The 26,934-nt window shown below is 65.0% G+C and carries 26 protein-coding genes and 1 riboswitch; of the genes, 12 read left to right on the top strand and 14 right to left on the bottom strand.

Going from position 1 to position 26,934, the window contains the following annotated elements; translation table 11 throughout:
- Nucleotides 1–132: riboswitch (TPP riboswitch) on the bottom strand. This riboswitch is flagged as partial in the annotation.
- A gap of 91 nt (nucleotides 133–223) precedes the next feature.
- Nucleotides 224–763, bottom strand: coding sequence for a lytic transglycosylase domain-containing protein (locus V7E26_RS15345; RefSeq protein WP_324417423.1), 540 nt, complete (start codon nucleotides 761–763; stop codon nucleotides 224–226).
- A gap of 353 nt (nucleotides 764–1,116) precedes the next feature.
- Here V7E26_RS15345 and V7E26_RS15340 point away from each other — a divergent pair, with 353 nt between their 5' ends.
- The 4 genes from V7E26_RS15340 to V7E26_RS15325 all read left to right on the top strand — a co-directional run bounded on the left by V7E26_RS15340 (nucleotide 1,117) and on the right by V7E26_RS15325 (nucleotide 2,898).
- Nucleotides 1,117–1,311 carry a hypothetical protein gene (locus V7E26_RS15340; protein ID WP_057854958.1) on the top strand — a complete coding sequence of 65 codons (195 nt, stop codon included), beginning with the start codon at nucleotides 1,117–1,119 and terminating at the stop codon, nucleotides 1,309–1,311.
- Nucleotides 1,312–1,479: 168 nt separating this feature from the next.
- A complete protein-coding gene (locus V7E26_RS15335; RefSeq protein WP_324417418.1) occupies nucleotides 1,480–1,857 on the top strand; it encodes a PRC-barrel domain-containing protein in 378 nt (125 codons plus the stop codon).
- Nucleotides 1,858–1,952: 95 nt separating this feature from the next.
- On the top strand, nucleotides 1,953–2,495 hold the full coding sequence (locus V7E26_RS15330; RefSeq protein WP_324417416.1) for a PRC-barrel domain-containing protein: 543 nt from the start codon (nucleotides 1,953–1,955) through the stop codon (nucleotides 2,493–2,495).
- A gap of 187 nt (nucleotides 2,496–2,682) precedes the next feature.
- A complete protein-coding gene (locus V7E26_RS15325; protein ID WP_324417414.1) occupies nucleotides 2,683–2,898 on the top strand; it encodes a dodecin family protein in 216 nt (71 codons plus the stop codon).
- A gap of 92 nt (nucleotides 2,899–2,990) precedes the next feature.
- Here the strand turns inward: V7E26_RS15325 and V7E26_RS15320 are convergent, their stop codons facing one another.
- From V7E26_RS15320 to V7E26_RS15310, 3 genes are all read right to left on the bottom strand, one after another.
- Nucleotides 2,991–4,559, bottom strand: coding sequence for a DUF4403 family protein (locus tag V7E26_RS15320; protein ID WP_324417411.1), 1,569 nt, complete (start codon nucleotides 4,557–4,559; stop codon nucleotides 2,991–2,993).
- Nucleotides 4,560–4,703: 144 nt separating this feature from the next.
- On the bottom strand, nucleotides 4,704–5,387 hold the full coding sequence (locus tag V7E26_RS15315) for a L,D-transpeptidase (RefSeq protein WP_324417409.1): 684 nt from the start codon (nucleotides 5,385–5,387) through the stop codon (nucleotides 4,704–4,706).
- A 286-nt stretch (nucleotides 5,388–5,673) separates the two neighbouring features.
- Nucleotides 5,674–7,077 carry a TAXI family TRAP transporter solute-binding subunit gene (locus tag V7E26_RS15310; protein ID WP_324417407.1) on the bottom strand — a complete coding sequence of 468 codons (1,404 nt, stop codon included), beginning with the start codon at nucleotides 7,075–7,077 and terminating at the stop codon, nucleotides 5,674–5,676.
- A gap of 131 nt (nucleotides 7,078–7,208) precedes the next feature.
- Between V7E26_RS15310 and V7E26_RS15305 the strand changes: the two genes are divergently transcribed.
- The 3 genes from V7E26_RS15305 (at nucleotide 7,209) to V7E26_RS15295 (ending at nucleotide 9,757) form a co-directional block, all read left to right on the top strand.
- Entirely contained in the window at nucleotides 7,209–8,264 is a 1,056-nt protein-coding gene (locus V7E26_RS15305; RefSeq protein WP_324417404.1) for a glycosyltransferase family 4 protein, read from the top strand.
- Nucleotides 8,265–8,325: 61 nt separating this feature from the next.
- The gene (locus V7E26_RS15300; protein WP_324417402.1) at nucleotides 8,326–9,015 is read left to right on the top strand and encodes a class I SAM-dependent methyltransferase; all 690 of its coding nucleotides are present in this window, start codon (nucleotides 8,326–8,328) and stop codon (nucleotides 9,013–9,015) included.
- A 124-nt stretch (nucleotides 9,016–9,139) separates the two neighbouring features.
- Nucleotides 9,140–9,757: a hypothetical protein gene (locus V7E26_RS15295; RefSeq protein WP_324417400.1), complete on the top strand. Its 618-nt coding sequence runs from the start codon at nucleotides 9,140–9,142 to the stop codon at nucleotides 9,755–9,757.
- A gap of 170 nt (nucleotides 9,758–9,927) precedes the next feature.
- On the opposite strand, the gene V7E26_RS15290 is transcribed toward V7E26_RS15295, so the two are convergent.
- Entirely contained in the window at nucleotides 9,928–11,601 is a 1,674-nt protein-coding gene (locus tag V7E26_RS15290; protein WP_324417399.1) for an aminotransferase class III-fold pyridoxal phosphate-dependent enzyme, read from the bottom strand.
- A gap of 34 nt (nucleotides 11,602–11,635) precedes the next feature.
- On the opposite strand from V7E26_RS15290, the gene asd reads away from it, so the two are divergent.
- Both asd and V7E26_RS30035 read left to right on the top strand, forming a co-directional pair.
- Nucleotides 11,636–12,499 (top strand): archaetidylserine decarboxylase, encoded by an 864-nt coding sequence (gene asd / locus V7E26_RS15285; protein WP_324417425.1) that lies wholly within the window; start codon nucleotides 11,636–11,638, stop codon nucleotides 12,497–12,499.
- 105 nt (nucleotides 12,500–12,604) lie between these two features.
- Entirely contained in the window at nucleotides 12,605–13,354 is a 750-nt protein-coding gene (locus tag V7E26_RS30035; protein ID WP_442893405.1) for an NUDIX domain-containing protein, read from the top strand.
- Between the two features lie 13 nt (nucleotides 13,355–13,367).
- Here the strand turns inward: V7E26_RS30035 and V7E26_RS15275 are convergent, their stop codons facing one another.
- The 3 genes from V7E26_RS15275 to V7E26_RS15265 all read right to left on the bottom strand — a co-directional run bounded on the left by V7E26_RS15275 (nucleotide 13,368) and on the right by V7E26_RS15265 (nucleotide 16,161).
- On the bottom strand, nucleotides 13,368–14,810 hold the full coding sequence (locus V7E26_RS15275) for a FecR family protein (RefSeq protein ID WP_324417397.1): 1,443 nt from the start codon (nucleotides 14,808–14,810) through the stop codon (nucleotides 13,368–13,370).
- 210 nt (nucleotides 14,811–15,020) lie between these two features.
- Nucleotides 15,021–15,755, bottom strand: coding sequence for a DUF2147 domain-containing protein (locus V7E26_RS15270; protein WP_324417395.1), 735 nt, complete (start codon nucleotides 15,753–15,755; stop codon nucleotides 15,021–15,023).
- Between the two features lie 181 nt (nucleotides 15,756–15,936).
- Complete coding sequence (locus V7E26_RS15265; RefSeq protein WP_324417393.1) at nucleotides 15,937–16,161, bottom strand: hypothetical protein; 225 nt, start codon at nucleotides 16,159–16,161, stop codon at nucleotides 15,937–15,939.
- A gap of 66 nt (nucleotides 16,162–16,227) precedes the next feature.
- On the opposite strand from V7E26_RS15265, the gene V7E26_RS15260 reads away from it, so the two are divergent.
- Nucleotides 16,228–17,469 carry an extensin family protein gene (locus V7E26_RS15260; protein ID WP_324417391.1) on the top strand — a complete coding sequence of 414 codons (1,242 nt, stop codon included), beginning with the start codon at nucleotides 16,228–16,230 and terminating at the stop codon, nucleotides 17,467–17,469.
- A 189-nt stretch (nucleotides 17,470–17,658) separates the two neighbouring features.
- Here the strand turns inward: V7E26_RS15260 and V7E26_RS15255 are convergent, their stop codons facing one another.
- From V7E26_RS15255 to V7E26_RS15230, 6 genes are all read right to left on the bottom strand, one after another.
- Nucleotides 17,659–18,192 carry an REP-associated tyrosine transposase gene (locus V7E26_RS15255; RefSeq protein ID WP_324417389.1) on the bottom strand — a complete coding sequence of 178 codons (534 nt, stop codon included), beginning with the start codon at nucleotides 18,190–18,192 and terminating at the stop codon, nucleotides 17,659–17,661.
- Nucleotides 18,193–18,269: 77 nt separating this feature from the next.
- Nucleotides 18,270–19,193 (bottom strand): FAD binding domain-containing protein, encoded by a 924-nt coding sequence (locus tag V7E26_RS15250; protein ID WP_324417387.1) that lies wholly within the window; start codon nucleotides 19,191–19,193, stop codon nucleotides 18,270–18,272.
- Nucleotides 19,190–21,880 (bottom strand): molybdopterin-dependent oxidoreductase, encoded by a 2,691-nt coding sequence (locus V7E26_RS15245; protein ID WP_324417385.1) that lies wholly within the window; start codon nucleotides 21,878–21,880, stop codon nucleotides 19,190–19,192. The genes V7E26_RS15250 and V7E26_RS15245 overlap by 4 nt, the downstream gene beginning before the upstream one ends.
- Entirely contained in the window at nucleotides 21,877–22,557 is a 681-nt protein-coding gene (locus tag V7E26_RS15240) for a TetR/AcrR family transcriptional regulator (RefSeq protein WP_324417383.1), read from the bottom strand. The genes V7E26_RS15245 and V7E26_RS15240 overlap by 4 nt, the downstream gene beginning before the upstream one ends.
- An 80-nt stretch (nucleotides 22,558–22,637) precedes the next feature.
- Nucleotides 22,638–22,988, bottom strand: a complete 351-nt coding sequence (locus V7E26_RS15235) for a KTSC domain-containing protein (protein ID WP_324417381.1) — start codon at nucleotides 22,986–22,988, stop codon at nucleotides 22,638–22,640.
- Between the two features lie 219 nt (nucleotides 22,989–23,207).
- Nucleotides 23,208–23,849, bottom strand: a complete 642-nt coding sequence (locus V7E26_RS15230; protein ID WP_324417379.1) for a TetR/AcrR family transcriptional regulator — start codon at nucleotides 23,847–23,849, stop codon at nucleotides 23,208–23,210.
- A 192-nt stretch (nucleotides 23,850–24,041) separates the two neighbouring features.
- On the opposite strand from V7E26_RS15230, the gene V7E26_RS15225 reads away from it, so the two are divergent.
- Both V7E26_RS15225 and V7E26_RS15220 read left to right on the top strand, forming a co-directional pair.
- Nucleotides 24,042–25,328 carry an HlyD family secretion protein gene (locus V7E26_RS15225; RefSeq protein WP_324417377.1) on the top strand — a complete coding sequence of 429 codons (1,287 nt, stop codon included), beginning with the start codon at nucleotides 24,042–24,044 and terminating at the stop codon, nucleotides 25,326–25,328.
- Between the two features lie 3 nt (nucleotides 25,329–25,331).
- A complete protein-coding gene (locus V7E26_RS15220) occupies nucleotides 25,332–26,915 on the top strand; it encodes a DHA2 family efflux MFS transporter permease subunit (protein WP_324417375.1) in 1,584 nt (527 codons plus the stop codon).
- Nucleotides 26,916–26,934: the final 19 nt, after the last annotated feature.

The raw sequence follows: 26,934 nt of genomic DNA, 5'->3' as shown, positions 1-26,934 counted from the left end.
ACATCCCTGTCCCTTCGCCGGCATGACCCGGATCAGGTTCAAAGGGTCACCGCGGTCCCGGACTTCGCCCATCAAGGCTGGCCCAAGCTTGCGGTATCTCAGCTCCTCATCGGAGCACCCCTCGGAACAGGGCTTAATGTAGGCAGATAGGCGGGCGTGTCAACGCGGCTGTGCGGGAACCTGCACCGCAATCGTGCCGGGCGGGGGCCCGGAACGCGGTCTGTTACTTCGCAGTCTGCAGCGCGTTGGCGTCGGCGGGCTTTCTTGCCGTCCTGACCGGCGTGGCGACGATCTTCGGCGGCGCCTCGCTCGCGAGCACCGGGGCGATCTGCAGCGGCCGGTCCTGCAGCTTGTCCTGCCGCTGGCGCTTCGCGGCGTAGTAATAGCCGCCCGCATAGTAACGCACGGCACGGCTGTGATCGCCGCCCGCGGCGCGGTAGGCGCCGGCGAGGTATTTGACGCCCCAGGTGAGATTGGTGTTGGGGTCACGCAGGCCGGCGGCATCGCCGGTGTAGCCGAGGCCGCGCGCCGTCGGCAGTTTGATCTGCATCAACCCGATGGTACCGCCACGGCCGACGAGGTTCGGATGATACTTGCTCTCGCGCACGATCACGCGGTGCACCAGCGCTTCCGGCACGTTGTTGGCCTGCGCATGGGTTGCGACCATGCTTTCATATTGCGCGCGACTCTGTGCGCTTGCGCCCGATGAAACGAACAACGCGGCAGCAGCGGCGAGCCAGACGAATGTCGAAAAACTTTTCATAAAAGCAATCTCGGCGGATGGACGGATGGAACGATCGTTCTTCCGGTTAGTTCCGCCAGCGGGCCAAGGAGTGGCGAAAAGCAGGCGACATTGCGGCGAGATGTTTGCGGCTGAGGCGCGCTCTTAACGATACTGCACGGCCGGCATGACGCTACCGTTGTGCATGCAGCGCATCGCAGATGTCCACACGAATCAGAATTGCCGCACAGGAATGTCGTGCAAAAGTCGCAGTCAAGGTGTAAAGAAGACAGCGCGACACAATCGAATTTTTTCGACAGCTAAATTGCCCATTTCAATGAAATTTTAAAAAGCGAGACGTCATTTACGACGTCCGAAGACAAGGGAGATGCGCCATGGCTCGACTCGATTCCAGCTACCTGCCTCGCGGCAATCCCTGCGCACAGTGCGGCAAGCCGATCCCCAGGCCCGATTGGGTCGAGAGCAGCCCGGGCCGCACCTCGTTCCTCTGGTTCTGCCGCGCCTGCGACTACCGCTTCGAGGCGATTGCGATCTACGAGGAAGCCGATCCCGACGCGCTCGCCGCCTGACCCGCAACGATCTTCCTTGAAGGTCAGTGTGTCCGGACACCGCTGGTGCAGACGGATACGCGCCGCTTTTACGATTTCCCGAAAGGACAAGGTTGTTCCCGGGCGTGGTCCGCGGGAACCCGTCGCACGCCGCCACGTTGCATCCTTCATTCACGTGTGGAGGGTGCAATGGCAAGCGACATCATGACCAAGCCCCATCTGCTGATCGCGAGCGATCGCGTCGAGGGGACTGCGGTGCGCCGGCCGAACGGCGAGATGATCGGCCATATCGAACGGCTGATGATCGACAAGGTCACCGGCAAGGTATCCTACGCCATTCTCAGTTTCGGCGGCTTTCTCGGCATCGGCGCCAATCTCATTCCGCTGCCGTGGGGCAAGCTGCGCTACAGCACGAAGTTCGAAGCCTACGAGCTCGACATCGCCGATGAAGAGCTGAAGCGGGCGCCGTCGTTCCGGGCGGACAAGGATTTCGACTGGGGCGATCGCACCAAGGAAGAAGAGCTGCATCGCTACTACGGCATGCCGCCCTACTGGGGCGGCTTTTGAGCGCAGCGCGTTGCGCGTGTTCCATGCGGAACACGCGGAACGCTTGTCGGCGTGACGGGTTTCCTCACAGGGTTTACGAACTGAGGAGAACCGATATGTTGATGAAAACTGCCGTGGCCGGCTTCGCCGCTTCCGCGTTGCTGGCGAGTGCCGCGTTCGCGCAAAGTCCGTCGGCGCCAACGCCGTCGTCGGCCAATACCGATCGCGCCACCACTGCCGCGCCTGCGACGGCGTCCGATACCTCGTCGTTCAAGGGCAACTGGCGGACCTCGAAGCTGGTCGGTCTGAACGTCTACAACGACAGCAACGAAAGCCTCGGGTCGATCAATGATCTCCTGGCCGACAAGAACGGCGACATCAAAGCCGTGGTGATCGGTGTCGGCGGCTTCCTCGGCGTCGGCGAGCATCTGGTCGCCGTGCCCCTGGACAAGGTGAAGTTTGTCGATGGGCCAGTTGTCACTGCCAGCACGAGCGCGCCGGCCAGCGGCGGCGCGCGGCCTTCGAGCAACACCACGACCGGTGCCGCGCCGGTGGCACCTGCCGTCAAGAAGAATCCCTGGTACCCGGATCACGCCGTGTTCAGCGCGACCAAGGACCAGCTGAAGGCGATGCCGGAGTTCAAGTACGCGACCGAGTAAAACCGCGAGCTTGATCAGGCTCTCTCTCGATGGCCGGACGGCGTGATTGCCGCCCGGCCATCCTGTTTTGTGGTCAAGCGATGGCGCCGCATGTCCCTATCGGCGTGCCGCCTGCGATGTTAGGTTGTCCGCGGCAGGAGCACCTGCCTCCTGCTTGCACCGATCCTAGCAGCAAATGGAGGACGACATGGCTGACAGCGTCTACAAGGTCATCGAGGTGATCGGCACCAGCTCCGAATCCTGGGAGAAGGCCGCCGCCGGCGCGGTCAACCGTGCGGGAGCGTCGTTGCGCGATCTGCGCGTCGCGGAGGTCCTGAAGCTCGATCTGCAGCTCGACGCCAGCGGCAAGGTCGAAGCCTACCGCGCCAAGCTCAGCCTCTCGTTCAAGTTCGAAGGGGCGTAGCGGCAGGATGCGTGGGGTGGGCAGGGGCGCGCATGCGCCGTGCCCACCTTACGGACGCTTCGCTCGCAATGGCGGGGAGAGAGTGCGCGATCTCACAACGCCGGCAGCGTGGTGACGGTGACGTTGATCGCGCCTTCGGCTTCCGCGATCACACGCAGCGTCTTCGAATCGAAGGCGATGCCGGTGAGCTGCAGCCGGCTGATCTCGGCCGACACCCGCACGCCATCCTCGTTCTTCTGGAAGTCGGCGATGACGGCCGCAATCTTCTTCTGCGCATTGCTGGCGAACGGCTTGAGGTCGATGGTGGTCTGGTCGGCCAGCGTCTTCTGCAGATGCGGGATCGCCGCGCGCGCGGCGGCGCCGAGCAGGCCGAAGGCGGCCTCCGATTCGACCGCGAGCTCGATGTCGGCGAGGCGCAGCGTCTGCGCGGCCTGATCGAGCACCGGCCTGCCCCAGATGTGCACATTGGCCTCGCCGCCGAGGCTGAAGTAACTCTTCTTTTCCCTGGCGCTGACCAGAAGCGAAATCAGCAGGCGGTCGCCTGATGCGGCGATGCTGGCGCGCTTGACGGTGACGTCGACCGCGCCCGAGCCGTCCTCGGGAAAGGTCTTTCCGGCAAACTGCGCCTCGACCATCTTCGTGATCTCGGTGAAGGGCAGGTCGACGGGCACGCCGATCGCGACGCGTCCGGGCGTCGGCGGCACGATCGCGATCGTCGCGGGGAACGGGCAGGACGGTTTTGTTTCCGTCGGCGTGACCCGGGTCTCCGCCTCGATGCCGAGCGTGAGGATGAGGTTCGACACATCGACGCGCGGCTGGGCCGCGATCGCGCGTGTCGGGCGCAACTCCAGCCATAGCGGCGGCATCGTCGAGCCGGCCGCCGCGCCCTGCAGCGGGATCGAGCGACAGGCCTTGGCCCATTGCGCCCGCGCGTTGCGTTCGAAGGTCTGATCGTTCTTCATGCGCGCCTGCACCAGCGCGATCTGCTCGGCCACGTTCTGGTCGATCAGCGGCTTCACCTGCGCCGGCACGTTGACGCGCGCCCCGGCCACCGTGAGGCCGGTTTCGCTGAGATTGACCTGGCCTGCAAGGTTCGGATCGATGCGCCAGTTCGCCGCGATCTGCGGCCGCGACGTGATCACGACGTTGCCCTTGATCTCGGCGCTGGCGTTGAGGTTCTTGATGTTGACGCTGCCGATCTGCTTGGCGGCGTTGCCGCCGAGCAGGCCGCCGAGCGCATCGCCGATCGCGCCGGTGGCCTTGGCCGACAGCGAGCCGGTGACGTTCAGCGTGCCGGTCAGCGGCGTCGCCAGCGACAATGCATTCTGCGCGCCGGTGGCGCTGATCGGGCCGCGCGAGGCGGTCCAGCCGATGTCGGCATTCTGCAGGATCTGCGAGACCGGATTGTCGGCCTTGCCGGCGAAGGAACGCGGCGCGCCGCGGTCGGCGGCGTCGCGGATCGCCGACAGCGCAACCGCAATCGGCGCCATCACGGTGGATGCGCGCGCCGCCGGCGGCAGCGGCGGCAATTGAGCAAGCCGAGGCGGCTTGTTGGTGGCGCGCGGCACCACCAGGTCCATCACCTTCAGGCTGATGAAAAATGAAACGACGAGGACCGCAGCCCCAATCGAAATCGTCTTGAGATGCACCCGCCGACGCATCGTCCCCCCGGACACCGATTCAAAGCCCCGTCATAATTTACAGACGCGGCGGGGAGGACGCCACTGCGCATTGCCGCCATCACCAAATGGAAAACGGCCCCGATGAACGCCGGAGCCGTTCTCTTCGTTCTGAAATCCTCAGGCTTAGCGGATGGTCCGGCCGAGGTCGGCGCGGCGGTCCGTCATCGGCAGCACGATCACCTTGGTTCCGACGTTGACCCGCGAATAGAGGTCGATGACGTCCGCGTTGGTGAGGCGCAGGCAGCCGGAGGAAACGCGGGTGCCGATGGTTTCGGGGGCGTTGGTGCCGTGGATGCGATAGATGGTTCCGCCGAGATACATGGCGCGGGCGCCGAGCGGGTTGCCGGGGCCACCGGTCATGTGGCGCGGCAGATAGGGCTGGCGGGCGATCATTTCCGGGGGCGGGGTCCAGGCCGGCCATTCAGCCTTGCGGGTGATCGTCTGGGTGCCCGACCAGGTGAAGCCGTCGCGGCCGATGCCGATGCCGTAGCGCATCGCCTGGCCGTTGCCCATCACGAGATAGAGATAGGTGTTCGGGGTATCGATGATGATGGTACCCGGCGCTTCGCGGGAATGGTAATTCACGACCTGGCGGCGCAGGCGGGCGGGAAGCTCGAACCGCTCTTGCTCCTCGCGGGGGGTAGCCTCAACCGGCGGCGGGGCTGCCTCGAGCTGCGGCTGCGGCAGGAAGAACGGAAACAGCGGCAGCGGGGCCGCGGTAGCGGGTGCGGAAAACGCGGTAGCGCCGATTGCCAGCGTAGCGATGGCGGCGGCAGCAAAGCGGGTATTCAGAAATGAATGAAACATTGGTCGTCCCCTGTTCTACGCCCAGTCGCGCCAGTTTCAGCGCGTCGTTGGCAAAAGCTGTACAGGTGAACCGTTTCAGGACATTTGCACGAAATCGCCAAAATGGTTTCGTCGGTTTAAGGAATTGTTTCATTAAGGTTTCGTTGCCGGGGCGGCAGCGTGTCAGCGGTAATCTGGTCGCGCGGGCCTTACGACGGATGCCATCATCACCGCCACCGTTGGATTGACGCTGGCCGGAGGGATGAAGGCAGCAGGCCCGAAGGGACCAGAAGGTCTGACGAGTCAATCAGCCCTGATTGACACGCATCCGCGGCGCGTCGGCAGTGCCGGCTGCCGCAAGCACCGCGCGGCGGTCGGCGACGGCATGGTGGAACTGCTCTAGCGCGAGTGCGATCACCGAGAGGTCGCCTTCCTCGACGGTGCCGTCGTCATAGCCTTCGAACGCTTCCCGCAACATGCCATCGGCCGCGCTCTGCATCTGCGCAAGTTCCTCCTGCGTCCCGGCCGTCCGCGCCCTGGAAATCAGTTCAAGCATGTGATCGCGATGGGCGAGATACTGCTCGCGCTCGTCCGCGTTCCAGTAATGCTTGAACCAGGCGCCGGCCGATCCAAGGCCCGAGAGGATCAGCACGGCGAACCAGAGGTAGTCGGTGTATTTTTCCAGAAACGTTCGTTCGTTGCCGTCGATATAGGCGGCCGCTCCCGCATGGGCCGGCAGCGAGGCGTCCTTGTCGGTGTCGGGTTTTTCGATCTGCGACGCCGTCGGCATTTCCCGCGCCAACTGCTGGCGGTTGGTGAAGAGCTGGCGCGCCAGGGCGGCAACCGCCGTGTCGGACAACGACTTCGGCGCGATGATCAGGTGGTTCACGGCGACCGTGTCGACCTTGTCTTCCGGCCGCTGCGGCGAAGAGCCGAAGATGCTGGCGGGGATTTCCTCCGACTCGTAGATCGGATTCTTCTTCGCAATCGCATCGGCAACCTCGATGGGCAGGAATTTCGGCTCGCCGCGGGCGGCCGCCGTCGCCGCGATTGCATCCACCGTGATCTTGCTCTTCAGCGGCCCGACCGCCATGAAGGCGTCGACCGATTGATCCTTTGCCATTTCGGCGAGCTGGTTGGTGGCGAACTGGCTGACCGCGACCTTGTCGGGATTGACGCCGGACTCTTTCAGGATCGCGCGCAGCAGCCTGACATTGGCCTGTGTCCGCCCGATCACGCCGACGCGATGACCGGCAAGCTCATCGAGGCTCTTGATCTTCGGCGCAGGCTGCTTCCTCGAACCCTTGGCGGCAAGGCCGGAAGGCGCCCACAGCACGACGACGTTCTTGCGCAGGATGGCGACCGACTCGGCGTTCGCCGGCAGGTCCAGATCGCCGCGCGCCACCGCAAGGTCGGCCTTCCCGGCGGTGAACAGGGCAATGCTTTCGGCCGTCCCTTCGGTCGTGACCACCGACAGCCGCACCGAGCTGTTTTCGCGCGCAAAGGTCTGCGCCATGAGCTGGACCAGCTTCTGGTCTTCGCTGTTGGCAGGGCCGACCGCGATCCGCAGTGTGGTCGGCCGCAGCACGTAGTACAGCATGCCGGCCGCGGCGCCGAACGCAAGTATGCCGGCAGCCAGGATCAGCAGCGCAAAGCTGCGCTGTTTCTGCCGCCGGCGCGATCGCGCGGAATTGTCGTTCAGGTCTGACATCGTACTGTCACGTTACACGAAAAGCATGGAGACGGGTTTAAAAAACAACCTTACAGAACGATGACGTCATACGCCTGAAATATCCATGTCCCAACGTCCGGCTTGAGAATCGTTAACTTCGGATTCGGGCCATGAAGATTTTGATTGCGACGGATGCGTGGCATCCACAGGTGAACGGCGTCGTGCGTACGCTGACGTCGCTTGCGCGCAGTGCCTCGGCGCTCGGCGCCGACATCAGCTTTCTGACGCCGGAGGGATTTCCCTCGCTGCCGCTCCCGACCTATCCGGGACTGCGCTTCGCGCTGCCGACGAGGGGCGAGATCGCACGGCGGATCGAGGCGGTGGCGCCCGACGCCATCCACATCGCGACCGAAGGGCCGATCGGCTGGATGGTGCGCGCCTATTGCCGCCGCCGAAGGCTTGCGTTTACCACGTCCTATACCACGCGCTTTCCCGAATATGTCGCGGTCCGCACCGGCCTTCCGCTTGCCGTCGGCTATGCGGTGCTGCGGCACTTCCATGCCGCCGCTTCCACCACCATGGTCGCGACGGATTCGCTGCGGCAGGAACTTGCGGCGCGCGGCTTCCGCAAGCTCGGCTTCTGGACGCGCGGCGTTGATACCGAACTGTTCAATCCGCACAGCCCGGCCACGCTCGATCTGCCGCGGCCGATCTTCATGACCATGGGCCGCGTCGCGGTCGAAAAGAATATCGAGGCGTTTCTGTCGCTCGACCTGCCGGGATCGAAAGTCGTGGTCGGCGACGGACCGCAGAGGGCGCAGCTCGAGCAGCGATATCCCGGCACGATCTTCCTCGGCGAGAAGAAGGGCGCGGATCTCACCGCGCATCTCGCGGCCGCCGACGTCTTCGTGTTTCCGAGCCTGACCGATACGTTCGGCGTCGTGCAGCTCGAGGCACTCGCGTGCGGCACGCCGGTCGCCGCGTTCCCGGTCACCGGCCCGAAGGATGTCATCGCAGACCATCCGATCGGCGCGCTCGATACCGATCTGCAAGCCGCCTGCTTGCGCGCGCTGAACATGTCGCGCGAGGCATGCCGGAACTTTGCGCTGGCGCGCTCCTGGGAAAACAGCGCGCGGCAGTTCATCGGCAATCTGACGGCGCTGCAGCCGAGCCGCACGTTGCGGCCGGCGCTTGGCGTGCCCGCCACCCGCGCGGTGCAGGGCTGAATTTGGAAAGTTCAACCGCAACAGCGGTGATGTGCGTGAGACGAGAAGGCAGGAACCAATCATGGCAGATATCATCAAGCTTGACGGCGCAAGGCAGCTCGATTTCGACCGCGAGACGGTCGAGCAGGCCTATGACCGCTGGGCGCCGGTCTACGACCTCGTGTTCGGCGGCGTGTTTTCGAAGGGACGCAAGGCGGCGATCGCGGCGACCAACAAGATCGGCGGCCGCGTGCTCGAAGTCGGCGTCGGCACCGGCATCTCGCTGCCGCTCTATGCGCCGCATTTGCGCATCGTCGGTACCGACATTTCGGAAGCGATGCTGGAGAAAGCGAAGAAGCGCGTCGACGAGTTCGAGCTGAAGAACGTCGAGGGCCTCGCGGTGATGGACGCCGAGAATCTCGAATTCCCCGACGATTCGTTCGACGTGGTGATGGCGCAATATGTCGTCACCGCGGTGCCGAACCCGGAAAAGGCGCTCGACGAGTTCGCCCGCGTGCTGCGTCCCGGCGGCGAGTTGATCATCCTGACCCGCGTCAGCGCCGATGCCGGCATGCGCCGCTTCATCGAGCAGCGCCTGCAGCCGGTGGTTCGTCCGCTCGGCTTCCGCACCGCCGAGTTCGCCTGGTCGCGCTACGCGCAGTGGCTCGCCGGCGCGCGCGGCATCGAATTGGCGGAGCGCCGCCTGATTCCGCCGCTCGGGCATTTCTCCCTGGTGCGTTTTCGCAAGGTCGACGTCGCCGCGGCGGCCTGACGCCGTCAGCGTTGCTTGCGTCATGGCGTCGCTGCGATCGGTCACATGTCAACTTCATGATGTCACATGCCGGACATCGAATCCCGATAGAGACTTCAAGCACCAGAGAACGAGGGGGTAGATCATGATCCAGAACTTCCTGCAGGAATTGAAGACCCAGCGCTGGGACGACCATCGCTACTATCACCACAGCCGCATCAACCAGTCGCTGCACTTCGTCAGCGCGCTGAGCTTCATGTTCGCCTATGTGATGCTGTTCATCGATCCCGTCGTGTCGGCGCTGGTCGGCTGGCTGGTGTCAATGACGACGCGCCAGGCCGGTCACTTCTTCTTCGAGCCGAAGGGCTATGACCACGTCAACCACGCGACCCACGAGCACAAGGAAGAGATCAAGGTCGGTTATAACCTGCAGCGCAAGGTCGTGCTGATGACGATCTGGGCGCTGTCGCCGGTGGTGCTGTACTTCACCCCGACGCTGTTCGGACTGGTCGAGCCCTGGGCCACCACCGCCGACTTCATGCGGCAGGTCGCCAAGGTCTGGCTGGCGGTCGGCATCGGCGGGTTGCTGTTCCGCACCGTCCATTTGTTCTTCATCCGCGACGTCGAGACGGGCCTCGTCTGGATGACCAAGATCCTCACCGATCCCTTCAGCGACTTCAAACTGTACTACAAGTCGCCGCTGTACCTGATGAAGGGCGAATTGATCGATCCGGGTCTGGAGAAGCACGTCAAGCCGGCGTGAGTGTTGGTTTCAGTCACACGGAAGACAGTCATGCCCGGCCTTGTGCCGGGCATCCACGTTCTTGGGCCGTTAGCAACGAAATGATGTCGAGAACAGCAAGGACGTGGATGGCCGCGACCAGCCCGGCCATGACGAAGGAAATGACGAACCTCAAGCCGTCATTGCGGCCGCTAATGCTCGGCTCTACCCAGTCGCTTTCGCAGCATCTCTTTCAGAATCCGCCGCTTGATGTTCTTGTTGGTCAGCGCTGCATCATGCCACCACCAGCCGTCGCGCTTCATCTTCTCGGCGGCCGCGACGAAGCGGTCGGCGACTTCGCTGAAGTCGGCGTCGGTGTAGTTGAGGCTGAAGATCAGGCGGCCGGTGCCGACCCAGCTCAGCGCCAGTCCCTCGGCGCGCAAATAGTATTGCAGCATCCAGTTGTAGCGGGACGGCTCCGTGTACTGCACCATCCAGATCGAGGAGATGTTGCTGACGCGCACGGGCAGGTCGCCATCGGCCAGCCGCGTGTTGAGCGCCGAGGCGCGGCCGTTCCAGGTTTCGTCGAGGCCCTGGTAGACGGCGTTGAAGTTCGGGCTGGCGAGGCGGCTCAGGAACTCGTCCATCGCCGTCATCACGTAGGGGTGAGAATTGAAGGTGCCGCGGGCGAAGCAGACGTCGGCGGGACGATCGTCGCGGAAGCGGCGCATCAGATCCTTGCGGCCGCAGACCACGCCGACGGGAAGGCCGCCGGCAAGGCTCTTGCCGTAGGTCACCATGTCGGCGCGGATGCCGAAATATTCCTGCGCACCGCGGGCGGCGAGGCGAAAGCCGACGAACACTTCGTCGAAGATCAGCACGATGCAGCGCTCGGTGCAGACCTCGCGCAGCTTCGCCAGCCATTCGGTGTAGGCGGTGCGGTCGAACGTGCCTCTGCGCGAGGAGTCAACGAGGGCGGAATCGCCTGGCGCGTTGGCGTTCGGATGCAGCGCCTGCAACGGATTGACCAGCACGCAGGCGATGTCCTTGCGGGTGCGCAGCACATGCAGCGTCCGCTCCGACATGTCGGCCAGCGTATAGGTCTCATGCGGCGAAACCGGATTGCCGACGCCGGGCTGCACGTCGCCCCACCAGCCGTGATAGGCGCCGGCGAAGCGAACCAGATGCGTGCGTTTGGTGTGGTAGCGCGCCAGCCGGACCGCCTGCATCACCGCCTCGGTGCCGGACATGTGGAACGAGACTTCGTCGAGGCCGGAAATCTCGCACAGCCGCTTCACGTTCTCGGTGATGACGGGATGATAGGGGCCGAGCACGGGACCAAGCGCGCGGGCGCGCTTTTCGGCCTCCGTGATGCACTCCTTGTAGAAGTCGTTGCCGAAGATGTTGACGCCGTAGGAGCCGGTCAGGTCGTAGAACAAATTGCCGTCGACGTCGGTGACGGTGACGCCGGCGGACGACTGCATGAAGGTGCTGGTGCCGAGCTTTTCGCGCACGAGGCGGCTGTACTGGAACGGCACGCGGTAGGTTTCGGTGAATTGAAGATCCGAGATGCGCTCGGCCGCTTCCGCCGTCATCTGCCGGCCCTTGGCGTATCGCGCTTCAAACAGGCCGGCGAGGCGGAAGAAGGCGTCCTGCCGCTGCGTCGCGATGTCGGCCGGAGCGCCGTCGGAGGCGAAGAAGCCGTCGATATCGAATTCGTAATGCGGCACCAGCCGCGCGACAATCTTGGACATCTTGGAATGTCCTGATAGCGAGCGGTGCTTGGCGCGGGAGAGCGCGAGGCGGGCCTGCAATTTGGGGAAGGCGGCCGCGGCGCTTGCGACCGCGGCGGCGGACAGCGAAAGAATCGGAAGGGACGAATCCATGCCTGAAGCGCTAGCCAATCCTGCTGACAGATTGATGACAATCCGGGGCCTGATCGCCCGCTTCACCCAGCAGGAGGACCTCAATTTCCTGTTGACCAACCGCGTGCCGCGCGCCGCGCTGACGCGCTTCATGGGCTGGTTCAGCAAGATCGAGAATCCGCTGGTGCGCGATTTCTCGATTGCCTGCTGGCGTCTGTTTTCCGACCTCGACCTGTCGGAAGCGAAAAAGACCGAATTCAGGAGCCTGCACGACTGCTTCACGCGCGAGTTGCGCCCCGGCCTGCGGCCGGCGGATCCCGATCCGCACGTCGTGGCCAGCCCGTCCGACGGCATCGTCGGCGCGTTCGGCAGGATCGCCGATACCGAGTTGTTCCAGGTCAAGGGCGCGCCTTACGCATTGCTCGATCTGCTTGGCGATCCCGCGCTGGTCGAGCAGCATCGCAACGGCCGCTTCCTGACGCTGCGGCTGACATCGAGCATGTATCACCGCTTTCATGCGCCCTATGACATGCGGATCGAGCGGGTGACGTTCATCCATGGCGATGTCTGGAACGTCAACCCGATCGCGCTGAAACGGGTCGAACGTCTGTTCTGCAAGAACGAGCGCGCGGTACTGCGGGCGCGGCTGCCGTCGGGCGAAGCGCTGACGCTGGTGCCGGTCGCCGCCATTCTTGTCGCCAGCATCCGCCTGCATTTCCTCGATCGCACGCTCAATGCGCAGAGCAGCGGGCCAGTTGAATTTTCCTGCGATGCGAACGTCAAGAAGGGCGACGAACTCGGCTGGTTCGAACACGGCTCGACCATCATCGTGCTGGCGCCGGAACATTTCGAATTCGCCGAGAACATCGTGGACGGCGGGCGCATCCGCGCTGGCGAGCCGCTGTTGCGGAAACCTTGATTCCCGCTCTCGATCTCGCGGCCGCTTGTCTCTATATGGTCGCGGGATTCGAATCGAGCGGGAAGAGAAATGGCGCGAACGCCTGTGCTGGCGGCGGGAGGCATTGTGCTGCGGCAGGCGGAACCGCCGCTGTTCGCGGTGGTGCGCCTGCGCAAGCGCAATGAGTGGGTTCTGCCCAAGGGCAAGCTCGACGACGGCGAGACGCCGCGCGCCGCCGCCGAGCGCGAGGTGATGGAAGAGACCGGGCACGATGTTGCCGTGCACGAGTTCTTGGGCACGCTGGCCTATGAATCCCGCGGTGGCTCCAAGGTGGTGCATTATTGGCGCATGGAAGCGCGCGGTGACGCGGCCTATGAGCTGATGCGGGACATCAAGGCGGTGGACTGGCTGCCGCTTGCGGATGCCGTGGATCGCCTGTCGCGCGACTACGAGCGCGCGTTTCTTGAGAATGTCGGCCCGATCGCACTCTCCGCCGCCGCGCACGCCGCGGCCACGCGAAAACCGCGGGCCAAGCAGGCGACGCCGGAAAAGCGCCGGACCCGGCGGAGCGTTGTGCCGCCGCCTGCTGCGCCGGTGCCGGCACCGCCCCGAGCCGATCAACCCTCGCCGCCGATTGCGCAGGATGACGTCGCGACTGATGTGATCGATGCGACCGCGGTTGAGCCCGTCGAAGACGCCCAGCCGGCCACTGAAGAGGTGCAGCCTGCGGCTCCCGTTGAAGACGCGCAGCCCGCCGATCCACCGTCATTTGCGCCTGACATCGAGCCGGTGGTTGTCGATACGTCTGCGATGCGGCCGCAGCCGCGCGGAAATCTGCTTCAGCGGATGCGGGACCGGCTGCGCCGTACGGCCTGATCCCTCCCTCCGATCAGTATCGCCGTTCCTTCGGCGGCTTGCCGCGTTGCGGCGCGGGCGCAGCGCGTCGCGGTGCGGGCAATCCCGGCCGTTGCACGGATGGTGCGCCCTGAATGCCGGGCGGGCGCTGCAGTCCGGGCGCGCCGGTGCGGTTCGGCAAGCCGTGCCGCGCCGCTGGCGTGCCGGGCTGTGCCGGCACCGCAGGTTGCTGCGGTTGCCCGACGCGCGGCGGCTGGCCCGGCTGCGGCGGCAGATCGGTTCGTGAAGGCTGGCCCGCGCGCGGCGGTCCGCCGGCTTGGTTGGGGTGCGGCGATTGTCCGGCGCGTTGTGGCGCGCCCGGCGCTTGCTGCTGGCCGGGCCGGTTCGGCTGACCCGACGCCGGCGGCTGGCCGGGCTGCTGCTGCTGTCCTTGCCGGTTCGGCAGAGCCGGCAGCGGCGGCTGGCCCGGTTGACCCGGCAGGCCGTTCTGGCGCGGCTGGCCCGGACGGTTCAACTGACCGGGCGGTTGTCCGGGCCTGTTGTTCTGGCCGGGCAGGCCGTTGGGCCGCTGCTGGCCGGGCTGCAACTGCCGGATCGGCCGGTTCGGATTGACGAAGCCGGGGTTGGCACGGCGGAATTCGCGCTGCTGGAATACGACCTGGCGGCCGAGATTCTGCGTCGAGTGAAGCTGGCGCACAAAGCCCTGGTCGCGCGCCATCACTGCCTGCGGGATCGCCAGCGGCACCGCGGCAAAGCGCGCGCCGCCGCTGCCGGGGCGAATCGTGAAGCCGCTGGCGCCTTGCGTCAGAAAGCCGAGCTGCGCGCCGGCGCGGTCGTTGACCTCGATGCGGCCGACCCGCCCGTCGGCGTCGGGATAGAGCTTGATCGCGACGTTGCGCGGATTGTTGGCGGCGGCGCCTTCGGGCACCTCGACGAGGCCGGTGGTGCCGCGGATGCCAAGCGTCGCGGTCGGCGTCGTGATCTTCATGTCGCCGGTCTTGGCGACGGACGCCGCGACGAAGGCCGCGGTGCCCTTGGCGACGTCGAACAGCGCGGCGTTGCTCTTGCCGCCATCCTCATAGACGTAATTGTCGATGGTGATTTTGGTGTTGGCCTTCAGATTGAAGGTGGTGTTGTCGATGAAGGTGATGCCGAGCGAGGCATTGGCGCCGGTCTGCACGATATCGTTGAGGTAGATATCGTCCTTGACCTTGAGCGGGGTGGTGGCGTCGTTGCGAATCACGCTGGCATTGCCTGTCACGGTCGCGACGTTGCCGATCGGCTCCTCCGGCGCCTGCGCGTCGGTGGCCGGCGCGTTCGGATCAGGTGCCGGTGTTGCCGGTGCGGCGGGCTGCGCGGGATCGGTTTGTGCCTGGGCCAACCGGATCGGCTCGAATGAGCCTGCGGAAGCCTCCGTCGCGCCGATCATCGCACCGCAGAACAGCAGCACGAGCGCGAGGGAGGGGCGGCGCGACATCGGGATATTTCCGTTCACGAAAGGAAGGCAGAAGGCGGGGCCGCGATTTCAGCGCCGTCAGGCTGAATGCGGGATGAACATGGCTTCTTGTCGTCTTCCGCCTCGACGATCAAGCGGGCGACGGGGTGCAAAAAAGAGGCCCCGTGCGTTTTTCACGGGGCCCAAGGCTCGGGAGAAAAGGTCTCGGGAGAAACCTCTCGGGAGAAATCGTCAGCTCACGCGCTTCCAGGTCTGGCCGCCGCAGAACATGCCGCCGAAGGCGCAGCCCTGGACCTTGAGCGTGGTGGTGCCCTTCAGCGCGATCGTGGAGTCGTAGTTGCGGCCGTTGTTCGGGTCGTGAATCCGGCCGGTCCACTTGCCGCCCTGCGGCTTCATGTTGATCAGGATGCGCTCGCCGGTGTTGACGGAGTAGCCGCACAGATTGGCGCCGCATTCCTCGATGCGCACATTGCCCTTGTTCTCTTCGGTCGACCAGATGCCGAGCGGCGAGTTCGGATCGGACGCGGCGCTCGCAGCGACCGGAGCGGGCGCAGGTGCAGCAGCAGCCGGGGCGGGCGGAGCCGGTGGAGCGGGCGTCGCGACGTCGCTCTGTGCTGCGGGCGCGGCCGCGACGGTCGATGCGGCAGGCGCGGGCGCCGGGGCTGCCGGAGCGGGAGTTGTCGGCTGCGGCGTTGCGGCCTGGACCGGGGCAGGCGAAACCGGTTTCGCGGGCGCGGCGACGACATCATCGTCGTCGTTCCTGCTCCTTCCGCCCATGCCCTTGAGGTCGATATTGCCAAGCGATCCGTTGTACCCGGGCGCGGTGATCTTGACGCAGGACAGCGCGTTGCAGTTGCGCGGCGCTTCGACGCGGACGCGCTCGCCATTGACCTGGAAGGTGATTCCGCCGGCCTGTGCCGAGGTTGTGGCCATCAACAATGCGGCGAGGATGTAGAACTTCTTCATGCGAGCCTCCCGAGCGGCTGTCGTCGTTGAATGTGCTTGGACCCTAGGCGGACCTACGGACGCGTTCTGTGATGCAAGTCACGGGATCTTGGCGCGCGTTGGCCGGGTCGCGCGCATAAGCTGCGCATAAAAAACGCCCGGTGGCATGGCCACCGGGCGTCTTTACGTCCATATCCGGACGCTAGAACACGCCGAGCACAATCGCGCCGACGAAGGCGATTGCAACATACGCGGTTACAACGCCGAGCCTGCTGACGAGAGGACCTACGAAATCCATTGGGAAGACTCCCTTGGGCTTACGTCGTGCCCGCAACCAACGATCAAGGTTAGCAAAGCGTTCCCGTTCCAAAAAGTCAGTGTAGCTGTCCATCCGGCCGCCCGCACAGGCGGCCGATTCGGAAAACATGGTAAAAAAATCGTAAAATCAACATGTTGAAGAGTCTTTAAATAAATTTAGTCGAACGTGCGCGCGATGACGCGCGGAGTTCGTTTGTATCTCGTCGGCTCCTTCGTCCTCGTCTCGCTAGCTGGTTGTGGCCGCGGTTTTTTTCAGACCGCCGAGCGTGAACCCTGGCGCGCCGAGGCCGAGGTCGCTTGCCTGAAATCCGGCGTGGTCAGGGAGAGCGCCGAAGTGGTCCGGATCGATCCGATCTCCGGCCCCGGCGTGTGCGGTGCGGAATACCCGCTGAAGGTGGCCGCGCTCGGCGAAAACGTCACCAGCTTCGGCTTTGCCGACGAAAGCCTGCGGCCACCAGGCAATATCGGCAACCAGCCGCGCTGGCCGATCAACCGGGCGCCGGCGGCAGCTCCGCCGCAACGGAATTATCCGGGCACCTATCCAGGCAATTATTCGGGAAACTATCCGGCGCCGAATCAGCCGAACTATGCCGCGCCGTCGAACGGCCCGATCTCGCTTTCCGCACCCGGTATTGCCGCGCCGCAGGAAGACGATCTGCCGCCCGAGGGGACGCCGGCATCGCGCAACGGCGGCTACATGGCAGCGCCGCCGCGCGACCGTTACGCCACGCCGCCTTCCGCGCCATATTCGTCGCAGCCATCCTATTCGCCGCAGCCTGCCGCGCCGCCGCTCGGGCCCGCGCAGGGCAATCCGGTCAGCGCGTTCGGCCAGATCTCGATGAAGCCCGCGGCGACGCTCGCCTGTCCGATCGTCTCCGCGCTCGACCGCTGGCTATCCGATTCGGTGCAGCCGGCTTCGATGCGCTGGTTCGGCCAGCGCGTCGTCGAGATCAAGCAGATCTCGGCCTATTCCTGCCGCGGCATGAACGGCAATCCGCACGCGCATATTTCCGAGCATGCGTTCGGCAATGCGCTCGACATCGCGGCGTTCACGCTTGCGGACGGGCGGCGCGTCACGGTGAAGGGCGGCTGGCGTGGCATGCCGGAAGAGCAAGGCTTTCTGCGCGACGTCCAGGCCGCCGCCTGCCAGCAGTTCAACACCGTGTTGGCGCCGGGCTCCAATTCGCACCACGAGGATCACATCCACGTCGACCTGATGCGCCGCAACTCGCGCCGCACCATCTGCCAGCCGGCCGCCGTCTCCGGCGAGCAGGTCGCCGCGCGCGCCGGACAACGCAACCCCTACGCGTCACGCGATCCCTATTCGACGAGTTCGCTCGGCAGAAACTCGATCTCGCGCTGGTTCAGTGGCCGCAGCAGCAAGGTCAACGATGACAACGAGTACGAGGATCATTGATCGAAGCGCTGCTCCAGTGCCGAAGCCGGATCTGCCTTGGTCCCTCCCGATTAGTTGATTGAATTTTCCGCGCGATCGTTTCGACGCACTGTCAGGACCATTCATTGAAGGCGACGCAGATGCCCGGGCGAAAATAGATTGTAGGGCGGATTAGCGAAGCGTAATCCGCCACTACGGCCCGCGCCTGGATCATTGTCGCTCGCCGAAATCACCGCTGCATTCTGCATCGCCTGCCCAATCGAGCGGAAAGATTCCAGCGCGTACGTCTCGGTGAAAGGAGGAGTACGGCCAATCTCGCACGCGCGGGACCAAACCGTGCTTGAACGGATTGATATAGCAATATTCGACATGCCGCGCGTAGTCCGTTTCATCCCGTATCAGATGTTCCCAAAATCGTCGTTGCCAGATGCCGCGCTCGTTGCGGTTTCGACGAACTGCATTGAGCGGCTCGTGCTTGGGCAACGCCCTTGCGAAACGATTCTTGATCAGGCGCCAGCGCGTCGAGAAATCAGGATCGCCATCCGGCAAACTCAAAACCGCATGCAGATGATCGGGCAATACCACGAATGCGTCGATGGCAAATGCGTGGTTTCGGCGCGTGGCGATGACAGCGTCGCGGAGCAGGTCGATCTCATCGACAAGCAAGGTTTCGCGCCGATCCAGTAGATTGACCGTGAAGAACCAGCATCCGCCAGGAATGAACGCGCGACGATAATTCGGCATGAGGCGCACCGTAGCACAATCTTGGCGTACAGAGAGATCGGTGGCGGGTTACGCTTCGCTCATCCGCCCTACAGCTCTCATGCCGCGAGCCGCTCCAGCAAATCCCGGACGACGCCCTTCAGCAGATCGAGCTTGTAGCCGGTCATCGGTAGCGGCTTGGCGCCTGATGCCGCCTGCTCCGCGGCATTGGCGATCGCGGCCGCCGTGGCTTCCCTGTCCTGCAGGGCGGCTTCCACCGCGTGCAGGCGCAGCGGCACCGGCGCGACGCCGCCGGCGGTGAGGCGGACGAACTGGAATGCGCCGCTCGCGATCACGCCACGCGCGCAGACTTCGGCCAGCGGCCATTCGGCATGGGTTCGGCTGATCGCGCGCTTGTACAGCGCGCGCTCGCCCTGCAGCGGGGAAGGCAACTCGACGCTCTTGATCATCTCGCCCGCCTGCAGCGCGTTGTCGGCGGCGCCGTTGGAGCCGTCGCCGAGCAGGTCCGCGATGGTCAGCGAACTGCGGCGGTCGGTCGTCACCTTCGCGTCATAGGCCAGCAGCGCCGCGGCCATCGTCGAGGGATGCGGCGAAACGCAGGAGCCGAGATCGAAGGCTGAATGGTAGAGATGGTTGCCCGATCGCGCCGGACAATCCGATCCGCCTTTCCTGAGACAGGCAATGTGCGGATTGCGGTAGTACCAGCAGCGCGAACGCTGCGCGAGATTGCCGCCGAGCGTGGCGAGGTGGCGGATCTGCGGTGTCGCCAGGCCTCGTGCGGAGGCGGCGATCCCCGGATAGGCGGCGGCGATGAGCGGATCGGCGGCGATCGACGCAATCGTCGTGAAAGCGCCGAGCCGCAGGCTGCCGTCCGCGGCCCAATGCATCCCGATCATGTCAGGTGCTACGGCAATATCGATCAGTGGTCCCTTCGAGACGCCGCTGCGCCGCCGCTCGGAGAGGTCGGTGCCGGCGGCGCGGAATTCGCCCGCATGCGCGATGGTGACAGCTATCGGTGTCATGCGGCGGCCCTCCCTTTGAGTGCGGCGACCAGACGGTCGGGACGGATCGGCAGTTCGGTCGGCCGGATGCCGGTGGCGTTGTGTATCGCGTTGGCGATGGCGGGCGAGGTTGGCACGGTTGCGACCTCGCCGATGCCGACGCTGCCGCCGAGCACGTGATCGAATCCGGCCTGGTCGAAATGCACGTCGATCACAGGCGTGTCGGCAATGCCGGGAATGCGATAATCCTCCATGCCGCTGCTCAGCACGTCGCCGCTGCGCGAATCGACCTCGCGCGCTTCATAGAGCGCGTAGCCGACGCCCTGAATGACTGCGCCCGCAGCCTGGCCGTGCGCCAGCGCGGGTGCCACCACCTTGCCGACCGCAATGCCGGTGTGAACGCTGACGACGCGGACATGCCCGAGCCAGGTATCGACCTCGACCTCGACGACCTGCACCGAGCTCGGCACGCCGGCGCCGATCGCCAGATTGGAGAAGCGGCGCATCATCCAGCCGAAGATGATGCCCATGAAGCCGGCCTGCCGCAGCGGCGACTCGACGCCCGGCGCGGTCTGCCTGGAATCTTCCGGCCGCACGCCTGATGCGGAGAGGTCGGGCGATGCGGCGAGCCATTCGCGCCAGGGCGCGTTGGAGCCGGGGACCGGCTGCCGCTTTGCATTCTGCTGGATCGAAGTCTTCAACTGCTCGATCGCGAGCAGCATCGGCGGAATGATCGACGCCGTGACACGGCTGCCGCCGGAGCCGGGACCTTCAGGCAATTTTGAATCGCCGATCCTGACCTCGATCTCGTGCGGCTCCAGGCCGAATTCGCGCGCGACCGTATTGGCGATCACGCTTCTGGTGCCGGTGCCGATGTCCTGTGTGGCGGTGCTGGCGACGAGACGGCCGCTCTTGACTGCCACTTCGACCTTCGAGCCGGGCTGCCACAGATAGAGCCAGTAGCCGGTGGCGCCGCCGACGCCGCGGCGATAGCGGCCGCTCTGTGCGGCGACCGGCTTGCGGTTCTTCCAGACGTCGAGGCTCAAGGCCCAATCGTAAAGCCGCTGGCGGTTGGGATCGGGATCCCACCGCTTGCGCAGCGCAATCGGATCGACGTTCATGCGCAGAGCGGCCTCGTCGATCGCCTGCTCCAGCGCGAACGCCATCGGCGGACCGCCGGGACCGCGGAACGGCGCACCGGCCGGCAGATTGCTGATGACGTCGAAATCGGCGAGTTCCTTTGCTTCCGCCGGATAGATCAGGCGGGCCAGGGCTGCGATCGTCGAATTGGTCGCTGCGCCCGTGTCGGCATGGGCGGTCAGCGACAGCGCTTTCAATTCGCCGCTCTCCGACGGGAGCAGCGCCATCTTCATCTCCGCTGCCGGCCGATAGCCGGTGACGGACAATTCCTCGTGGCGGTCATAGGCAACTCTGACCGGCGCCCTGGCCTCGCGCGCCAACTCGATCGCGGTGGTGGTCTCGACGCCGAGGGAGGCTTTTGAACCAAAGCCGCCGCCGACATGGTCGGCGATCACGCGCACCTTGTCGTGGCCGAGCTTGTAGCGCTTGGCGATCAGCTCCATCACGTGAAACACGGCCTGCGTCGAGACATGCACGGTGAGCCGGTCGCCGTCGAAGCGTGCCACCGCGGCGTGCGGCTCGAGGCAGGCGTGCTGCTGCGTGCCGGTGCGGAAGGTGCCCTCCACCAGCAACGGATTGTTCGCCGCGCGGGCGTCTGCGACCCAGCTTCGCACTTTCTTCGGCTTCCTGGAGAAGGCCGCCGTCGGCCCGCGGAGATTGCCCTTCCAGGGCGCCGGCGAGCCGCCGCCTTCGGAGACGTTGCCGGCCTTCTTGCGCGCCGATTTTTCGAACACGACCGGCGCATCGGCCTTGCGCGCTTCATCGAGTCCGATCGCCGACGGCAGACGTTCGCTGGTGAACCGGATGGAGGCGATCGCGGCCAGCGCCGTCTTGCGGTCCTTTGCCGCGACGGCGGCGATGGGCTCGCCGACATAGCGGACGATGCGGTCATCGCCGAGCAGCGAGATCACGGCGCCGACGCCCGGCATCGCGCGCGCCGGTGTGAGGTCGAGTTCCCCGATGCGCGCATGCGCCAGGGGCGAGCGCAGGATCACGCCTTCGAGCTGGCCGTCATGATGGATGTCGACGGTGTATTTCGCCGATCCCGTCACCTTGTCGCGCGCTTCCATCCGCGGCGGCATGACGTCGTTGCCGTCGAAACGGCCGGCGCAGGCATCCGCCACCGCGCGGAAGATGCCGTCATAGGCGCCGCAGCGGCAGAGATGCCCGGACAGCGCCGCGCCGATTTCCTCGCGCGACGGCACCGCCGTTCCCTTTGTCCCGCGCCAGCGATCATGAAACGCGGCGGCCTCGACGACGAAGCCCGGCGTGCAGAAGCCGCATTGCAGCGCGTCGTGCGCCATGAAGGCCTTCTGCACCGGGTGCAGTTTCGCCGCGCCGATGCCTTCGACCGTGGTCACGTTCCGGTTCGCGGCTGACCGGGCCGGCATCAGACAGCTCACCACAGGCTCGCCGTCGATAAGCACGGTGCAGGCGCCGCAGACGCCGGCCCCGCAGACGAGCTTGGTGCCGGTTAGGTCGAGCGCGTCGCGGACGACGTCGACCAGCAGTGCATCGGGATCATCGGGGAGGGGAGCGGGCTTGCCGTTGATCGTCATGGTGCTCATCTGCGATCTCCAGATTTGCGGGCGGATTTCTTGGCGTTTTTCCCGGCGGGCTTCTTGATTGGCTTCGGCTTGGCCGCGCGCGGCTTCTCCGGGCCGACGGCTCCGGCGATCAGCGTGCGCAGCATGATTTCAAGGTCCTTCAGGAAGGCGCCGGGCGGCTGCAGCGCCGGGTAGGCGGATTTGGTGCCATTGACCGCCATCTCGACGCATCGCGCAAGCTCGCGCGGCGTCATGCCGGTGCTCAATACCAGGCGCTGCTTGCGGCAGACGCGCGTGATCGTCGCCGTGAGCTGATCCGCATAGATGCCGGTATATTTCTGGTAGAGGTCGCGCGCCTGCAGCAGATGCTCGGAGAACAGCTCCTCGACATGGGGCGAGCCGTCGAGCGAAGCGGCCATCTGCCCGAGCTTGGCGGCGACGGACGCGACGAGGATATCGGCGAGACTGCCGCCGGCCTCTTCCGCAGCGGCGGCGGCGGCGATCTCGGCGGCGATCGCCTCCTCATGCAGCCGCTCGATGACGGCGCGGAACAGCGCCTCCTTGGACTTGAAGTGATGATACAGCGCCTGCCGCGTCAGCCCGGCGGCTTCGGCAGCCTGCTCGATCGTGGAGCGCCGAAAGCCGTGCAGGCGGAATACCAGCATCGCGGCATCGAGAATGCGGGTGCGCGGGTCCATTTGACGATTTTGACAAAATTGAACGAACTGTCAAATCACGGACGCGCGACGGAAACGCCGCCGCAACGGCATGTCCGATGTCACTGATATGACGGCGCTTTGCCGGGCCGGCAGCCGTAGGGCCGGGCGCCATCGCTACCTGCCGGCTCGACGGCCGCATTGAAGTAGCGGCCCATCGATGATGCGTTCAGGAGCGCATCGCGCGTTTCCGGCGGCACATCGCAATATTGAAGGTAGACGGCGTGGCGCTGCACAAGCATGCGCTGGCTCTGGCCATCGTAGCAGACGCGGCTGATGACGCTGCTGCGGGTGACGTCCTGGCAAGCGAACGGAGCGAGGTCGACAAGGCCTCTATCCTTCACCGCGACCGTCTCGGCTTCCTCCCAGGGCGCGGTGAAGAGCAGAGCGAGGATGAAGGCGATGCGGGTCATTGGCGCTCTTCCCTGGGCCGCAACGTGCCCCGGGGCCGGTGTATCACGGTCAGCCGGGGTGCAGGTAGAGCGCGATCACAAGGATGATCGGGAGCGGAACGCCCGTCAGCCGAAAAAGGGTTTCTTGAACTGGTGTCATCTTGTCCTCTTGCCGAAGACAAGTGTTCGCCCCGATGTTGGTTCCCCGGAACTCATGCGCGTGCGAAGCGCAGGCCGCTGCTACCGCGGCTTTGCCCGATATGTTGCCAGAAACATCTGCGCCGCGCTGTCGACCACGCGCGCGATGCGCTCCGCCGACGGCGCCGGTTCGGCCTGAAACACGAAGGGCAGAAACAGCGTCGCCTGGCACATCTGGAGGAACTGCGAAGCGGCGAGGACGCAATCGTCGATCGCGAGATCATCGGGCTCGATGCGGGCTTGCAGATAGTCAGCGAGACGGTTGATGGTCTTTGCCAGCACGTTCTCGTAGAATCGCCGTCCGACATCAGGCATTCGTTCGGCGATCGCCATCACCGTGCGGATCGAGGAGCCGCCGCCGGGCCGGCACATCTGACCGATATAGGCCCGGCCGAATTCCCGCAGCGTGGTTTCGACATCGCGCTCGGGGTCGAGGTTGAAGGCGAGCTTGCCCTTTTCGAGCGCCTCGTCCTCGACCATCGCCTCGAACAGCCGGCTCTTGTCGGCGAAGTACACATAGAGCGTGCCCTTGGAGACGCCGGCAGCGCGTGCGATCTCGTTCATGCTGGCGCCGTCAAAGCCAAGATCCATGAACACCTTGCGCGCGCCGTCCAGAATCTGGCGGCGCTTCGAACTGTCCTCGTCGCCGAAGGGATGTATCGTGTTTGGTATTGATGCAACCATTGGTTTATCTTCTCGTGAAAGAACGCAACCCGAGGTGCACGCCCGTACCTATCTTCGCTCTATAGTATTTGGTATTGGAATAGTATATTGACCGAACGGTTCGGTCAATGCTACATTTTGTCCTGAAGGCGCTGACTGCGGCAGGTTTAGGCTGCGCTGGCGCCGCATCATTGTATTGGGGGAGGCCGATTGATGGCCGCAGCGAGAGACCAGGCCGCGCGTATCGTTCGCGGCGGGCCCGATTCGGCCGATGATGAAACCGACGTCTCGGCTCAGCCGCGCGCAGGCGCTGCGGAAGAGGCAAGGCGTCGATCTGCGGAAGCGCCCGCGGCGCCGAATGATGCGCCCGTTGCGGCGCCCGCCGGTCCTGCTGCTGCACCGGCGGCGAAGCCGCGCAGAAGCAAATTCATCATGATTGGCGTGCTCGGCCTGCTGGCGCTCGCGGCGATCGGGTATGGCGTCTACTTCGTTCTTGTCGGCCGTTTCTACATCTCGACCGACGATGCCTATGTCCGCTCCAACAACACCATGCTCGGCGCCCGCGTCGCCGGCCATGTCGCGGCCATCGTGCCGCGTGACAATACGCAGGTCCGCGCCGGCGACGTGATCTTCAGGATCGACGACGGCGACTACAGGATCGCGGTGGATGCCGCGCGCAGCAGGATCGCGACCCAGCAGGCCACCATCGACCGCATCGGCCGCCAGGTCACCGCGCTCGAAAGCGCCGTCGAACAGAACAGGGCGCAACTCGCCTCCGCGGAAGCCGCGCTGAAGCGCGCCGGCCTCGACTTCGAGCGGCAGCAGGCACTGAGCACCAAGGGCTTTGCCTCGCGCGCCACGTTTGAGGTTTCCGAAGCCGGCCGCGACCAGGGAATTGCCGCGGTGAAGTCGGCGCAGGCCGCCTACGATGCCGCACGCGACAATGTCGAAGTGACCAAGGCGCAGCAGGCGGAAGCGCGCGCGCAACTCGCGGAGTTGCAGACCCAGCTCGCCAAGGCCGAGCGCGATCTCGCCTTCACCGAGGTGCGTGCGCCGGTCGACGGCACCTTCTCCAATCGCCTGGTGAATTCAGGCGATTTTATCCAGGCCGGGCAGCGACTCGCCAACATCGTGCCGCTCGACGACGTCTTCATCGACGCCAATTACAAGGAAACCCAGCTCAAGCGGATCCGACCCGGCCAGCCCGTGAAGATCTCGGTCGATGCCTACGGCCATCGCAAATTCGCCGGCGTGGTCGACAGCATTTCGCCCGCGGCGGGCTCGGTGTTCACGCTGCTGCCGCCCGACAACGCCACCGGCAATTTCACCAAGATCGTGCAGCGGCTGCCGGTTCGCATTCGCGTGCCAAAGGACGTCGCACGGCAGAACCTGCTGCGCGCCGGCATGTCGGTCTATGCCACCGTCGACACCCGCGAGGGTGCGGCCGACGCCGACAGCGATGCCGATCTCGACGCGCCGGGAACCGTTCAGTCGAAATAGACCATGGCCGACGCCACCACCGCATCGCCCACACCCATGAACGTAGCGGCCGACGACCGTATCCCGCCGCGGCGGCTGTTTACGTTCCTCATCATGGTGTTCGGGATGTTCATGTCGATCCTGGACATCCAGGTCGTCTCGGCGTCGCTGCAGCAGATTCAGGCCGGGCTTTCCGCAAGCTCCAGCGAAGTGTCGTGGGTGCAGACCTCGTATCTGATCGCCGAAGTGATCGCGATCCCGCTGTCCGGCTTCCTGTCGCGCGCGTTCGGCACGCGGCTGTTGTTCGCGATTTCCGCCTCCGGCTTTACCGTGGCGAGCTTCTTCTGCGGCTTCGCCTCGACCATCGAGCAGATGATCGTGTGGCGCGCGATCCAGGGTTTTCTGGGCGCGGGCATGATCCCGACCGTGTTCGCATCCGCCTATACGGTGTTTCCGCGCACCAAGTTCCACATCGTCGGCCCGATCATCGGGCTGGTTGCGACGCTGGCGCCGACCATCGGGCCGACCGTCGGCGGTTTCATCACCGACATGATGTCGTGGCACTGGCTGTTCTTCATCAATATCGTCCCTGGCATCGCCATCACCGTCGGCGTGCTGGCGCTGTGCGACTTCGATCAGCCCAATTTCGCTCTGCTCGAGCATTTCGACTGGTGGGGCCTCTTGTTCATGGCGGGCTTCCTCGGCACGCTCGAATATGTGCTGGAAGAGGGGCCGCAATCGCAATGGCTGGAAGACACCTCCGTTGCGGTGTGCGCGGCGATCTGCGTGGTCTCGGCGATCGCCTTCTTCTGGCGCGTGCTCACCGCGCGCGAGCCGATCGTCGACATCAGGACCTTCAACGACCGCAATTTCGGCGTCGGCTGCCTGATCTCGTTCTGCGTCGGCATCGGCCTCTATGGGCTCACCTATATGTATCCGCGCTATCTCGCCGAAGTGCGCGGCCACAGCCCGCTGATGATCGGCGAAACCATGTTCGTGTCCGGCGTCGCCATGTTCCTGACCGCGCCGCTGGTCGGCCGGCTGATGGCGAAATACGACATGCGCTACCTGATCGCGATCGGCCTCGTGCTGTTCGCGCTCGGCTCCTACCAGATGACGTGGATCACCAAGGAGTACGACTTCTACGAACTGCTGGTGCCGCAGATCCTGCGCGGCATGGGCATGATGCTGGCGATGGTGCCGACCAACACGATCGCGCTCGGCACGCTGGCGCCGGAACGGGTGAAGAACGCCTCCGGCCTGTTCAACCTGACGCGCAATCTCGGCGGCGCGGTGGGGCTGGCCGTCATCAACCAGGTGCTGAACCAACGCACCGACCTGCACATCTCGCGCCTGCACGACCGCGTCACCTGGGGCAACGCCACGGCCGTCGAGACGCTCAACATGTTCACCCAGCGCCTGCAGGGCATGGGGGATTCCGCACTGATGGCGATGAAGCAATTGTCGCAGATCGTGCATCGCCAGGCCGTGGTGATGGGCTATGGCGACGCGTTCTTCATGCTGACCGTGTTCTATGTCGCCCTGAGCGTGCTCGTGCTCACGCTCAAGAAGCCGCCCGCAACGGTGATCGGCGGCGACGCGCATTGACACGATCGGCGTTATCGTA

Origin of the sequence: Bradyrhizobium sp. (genome assembly GCF_036735945.1) — a bacterium.
In the GTDB taxonomy this organism is placed as follows: Bacteria; Pseudomonadota; Alphaproteobacteria; order Rhizobiales; family Xanthobacteraceae; genus Bradyrhizobium.
Note: the sequence above shows the minus strand (reverse complement) of the source record. Positions and strands in the feature narration are given on the sequence as shown.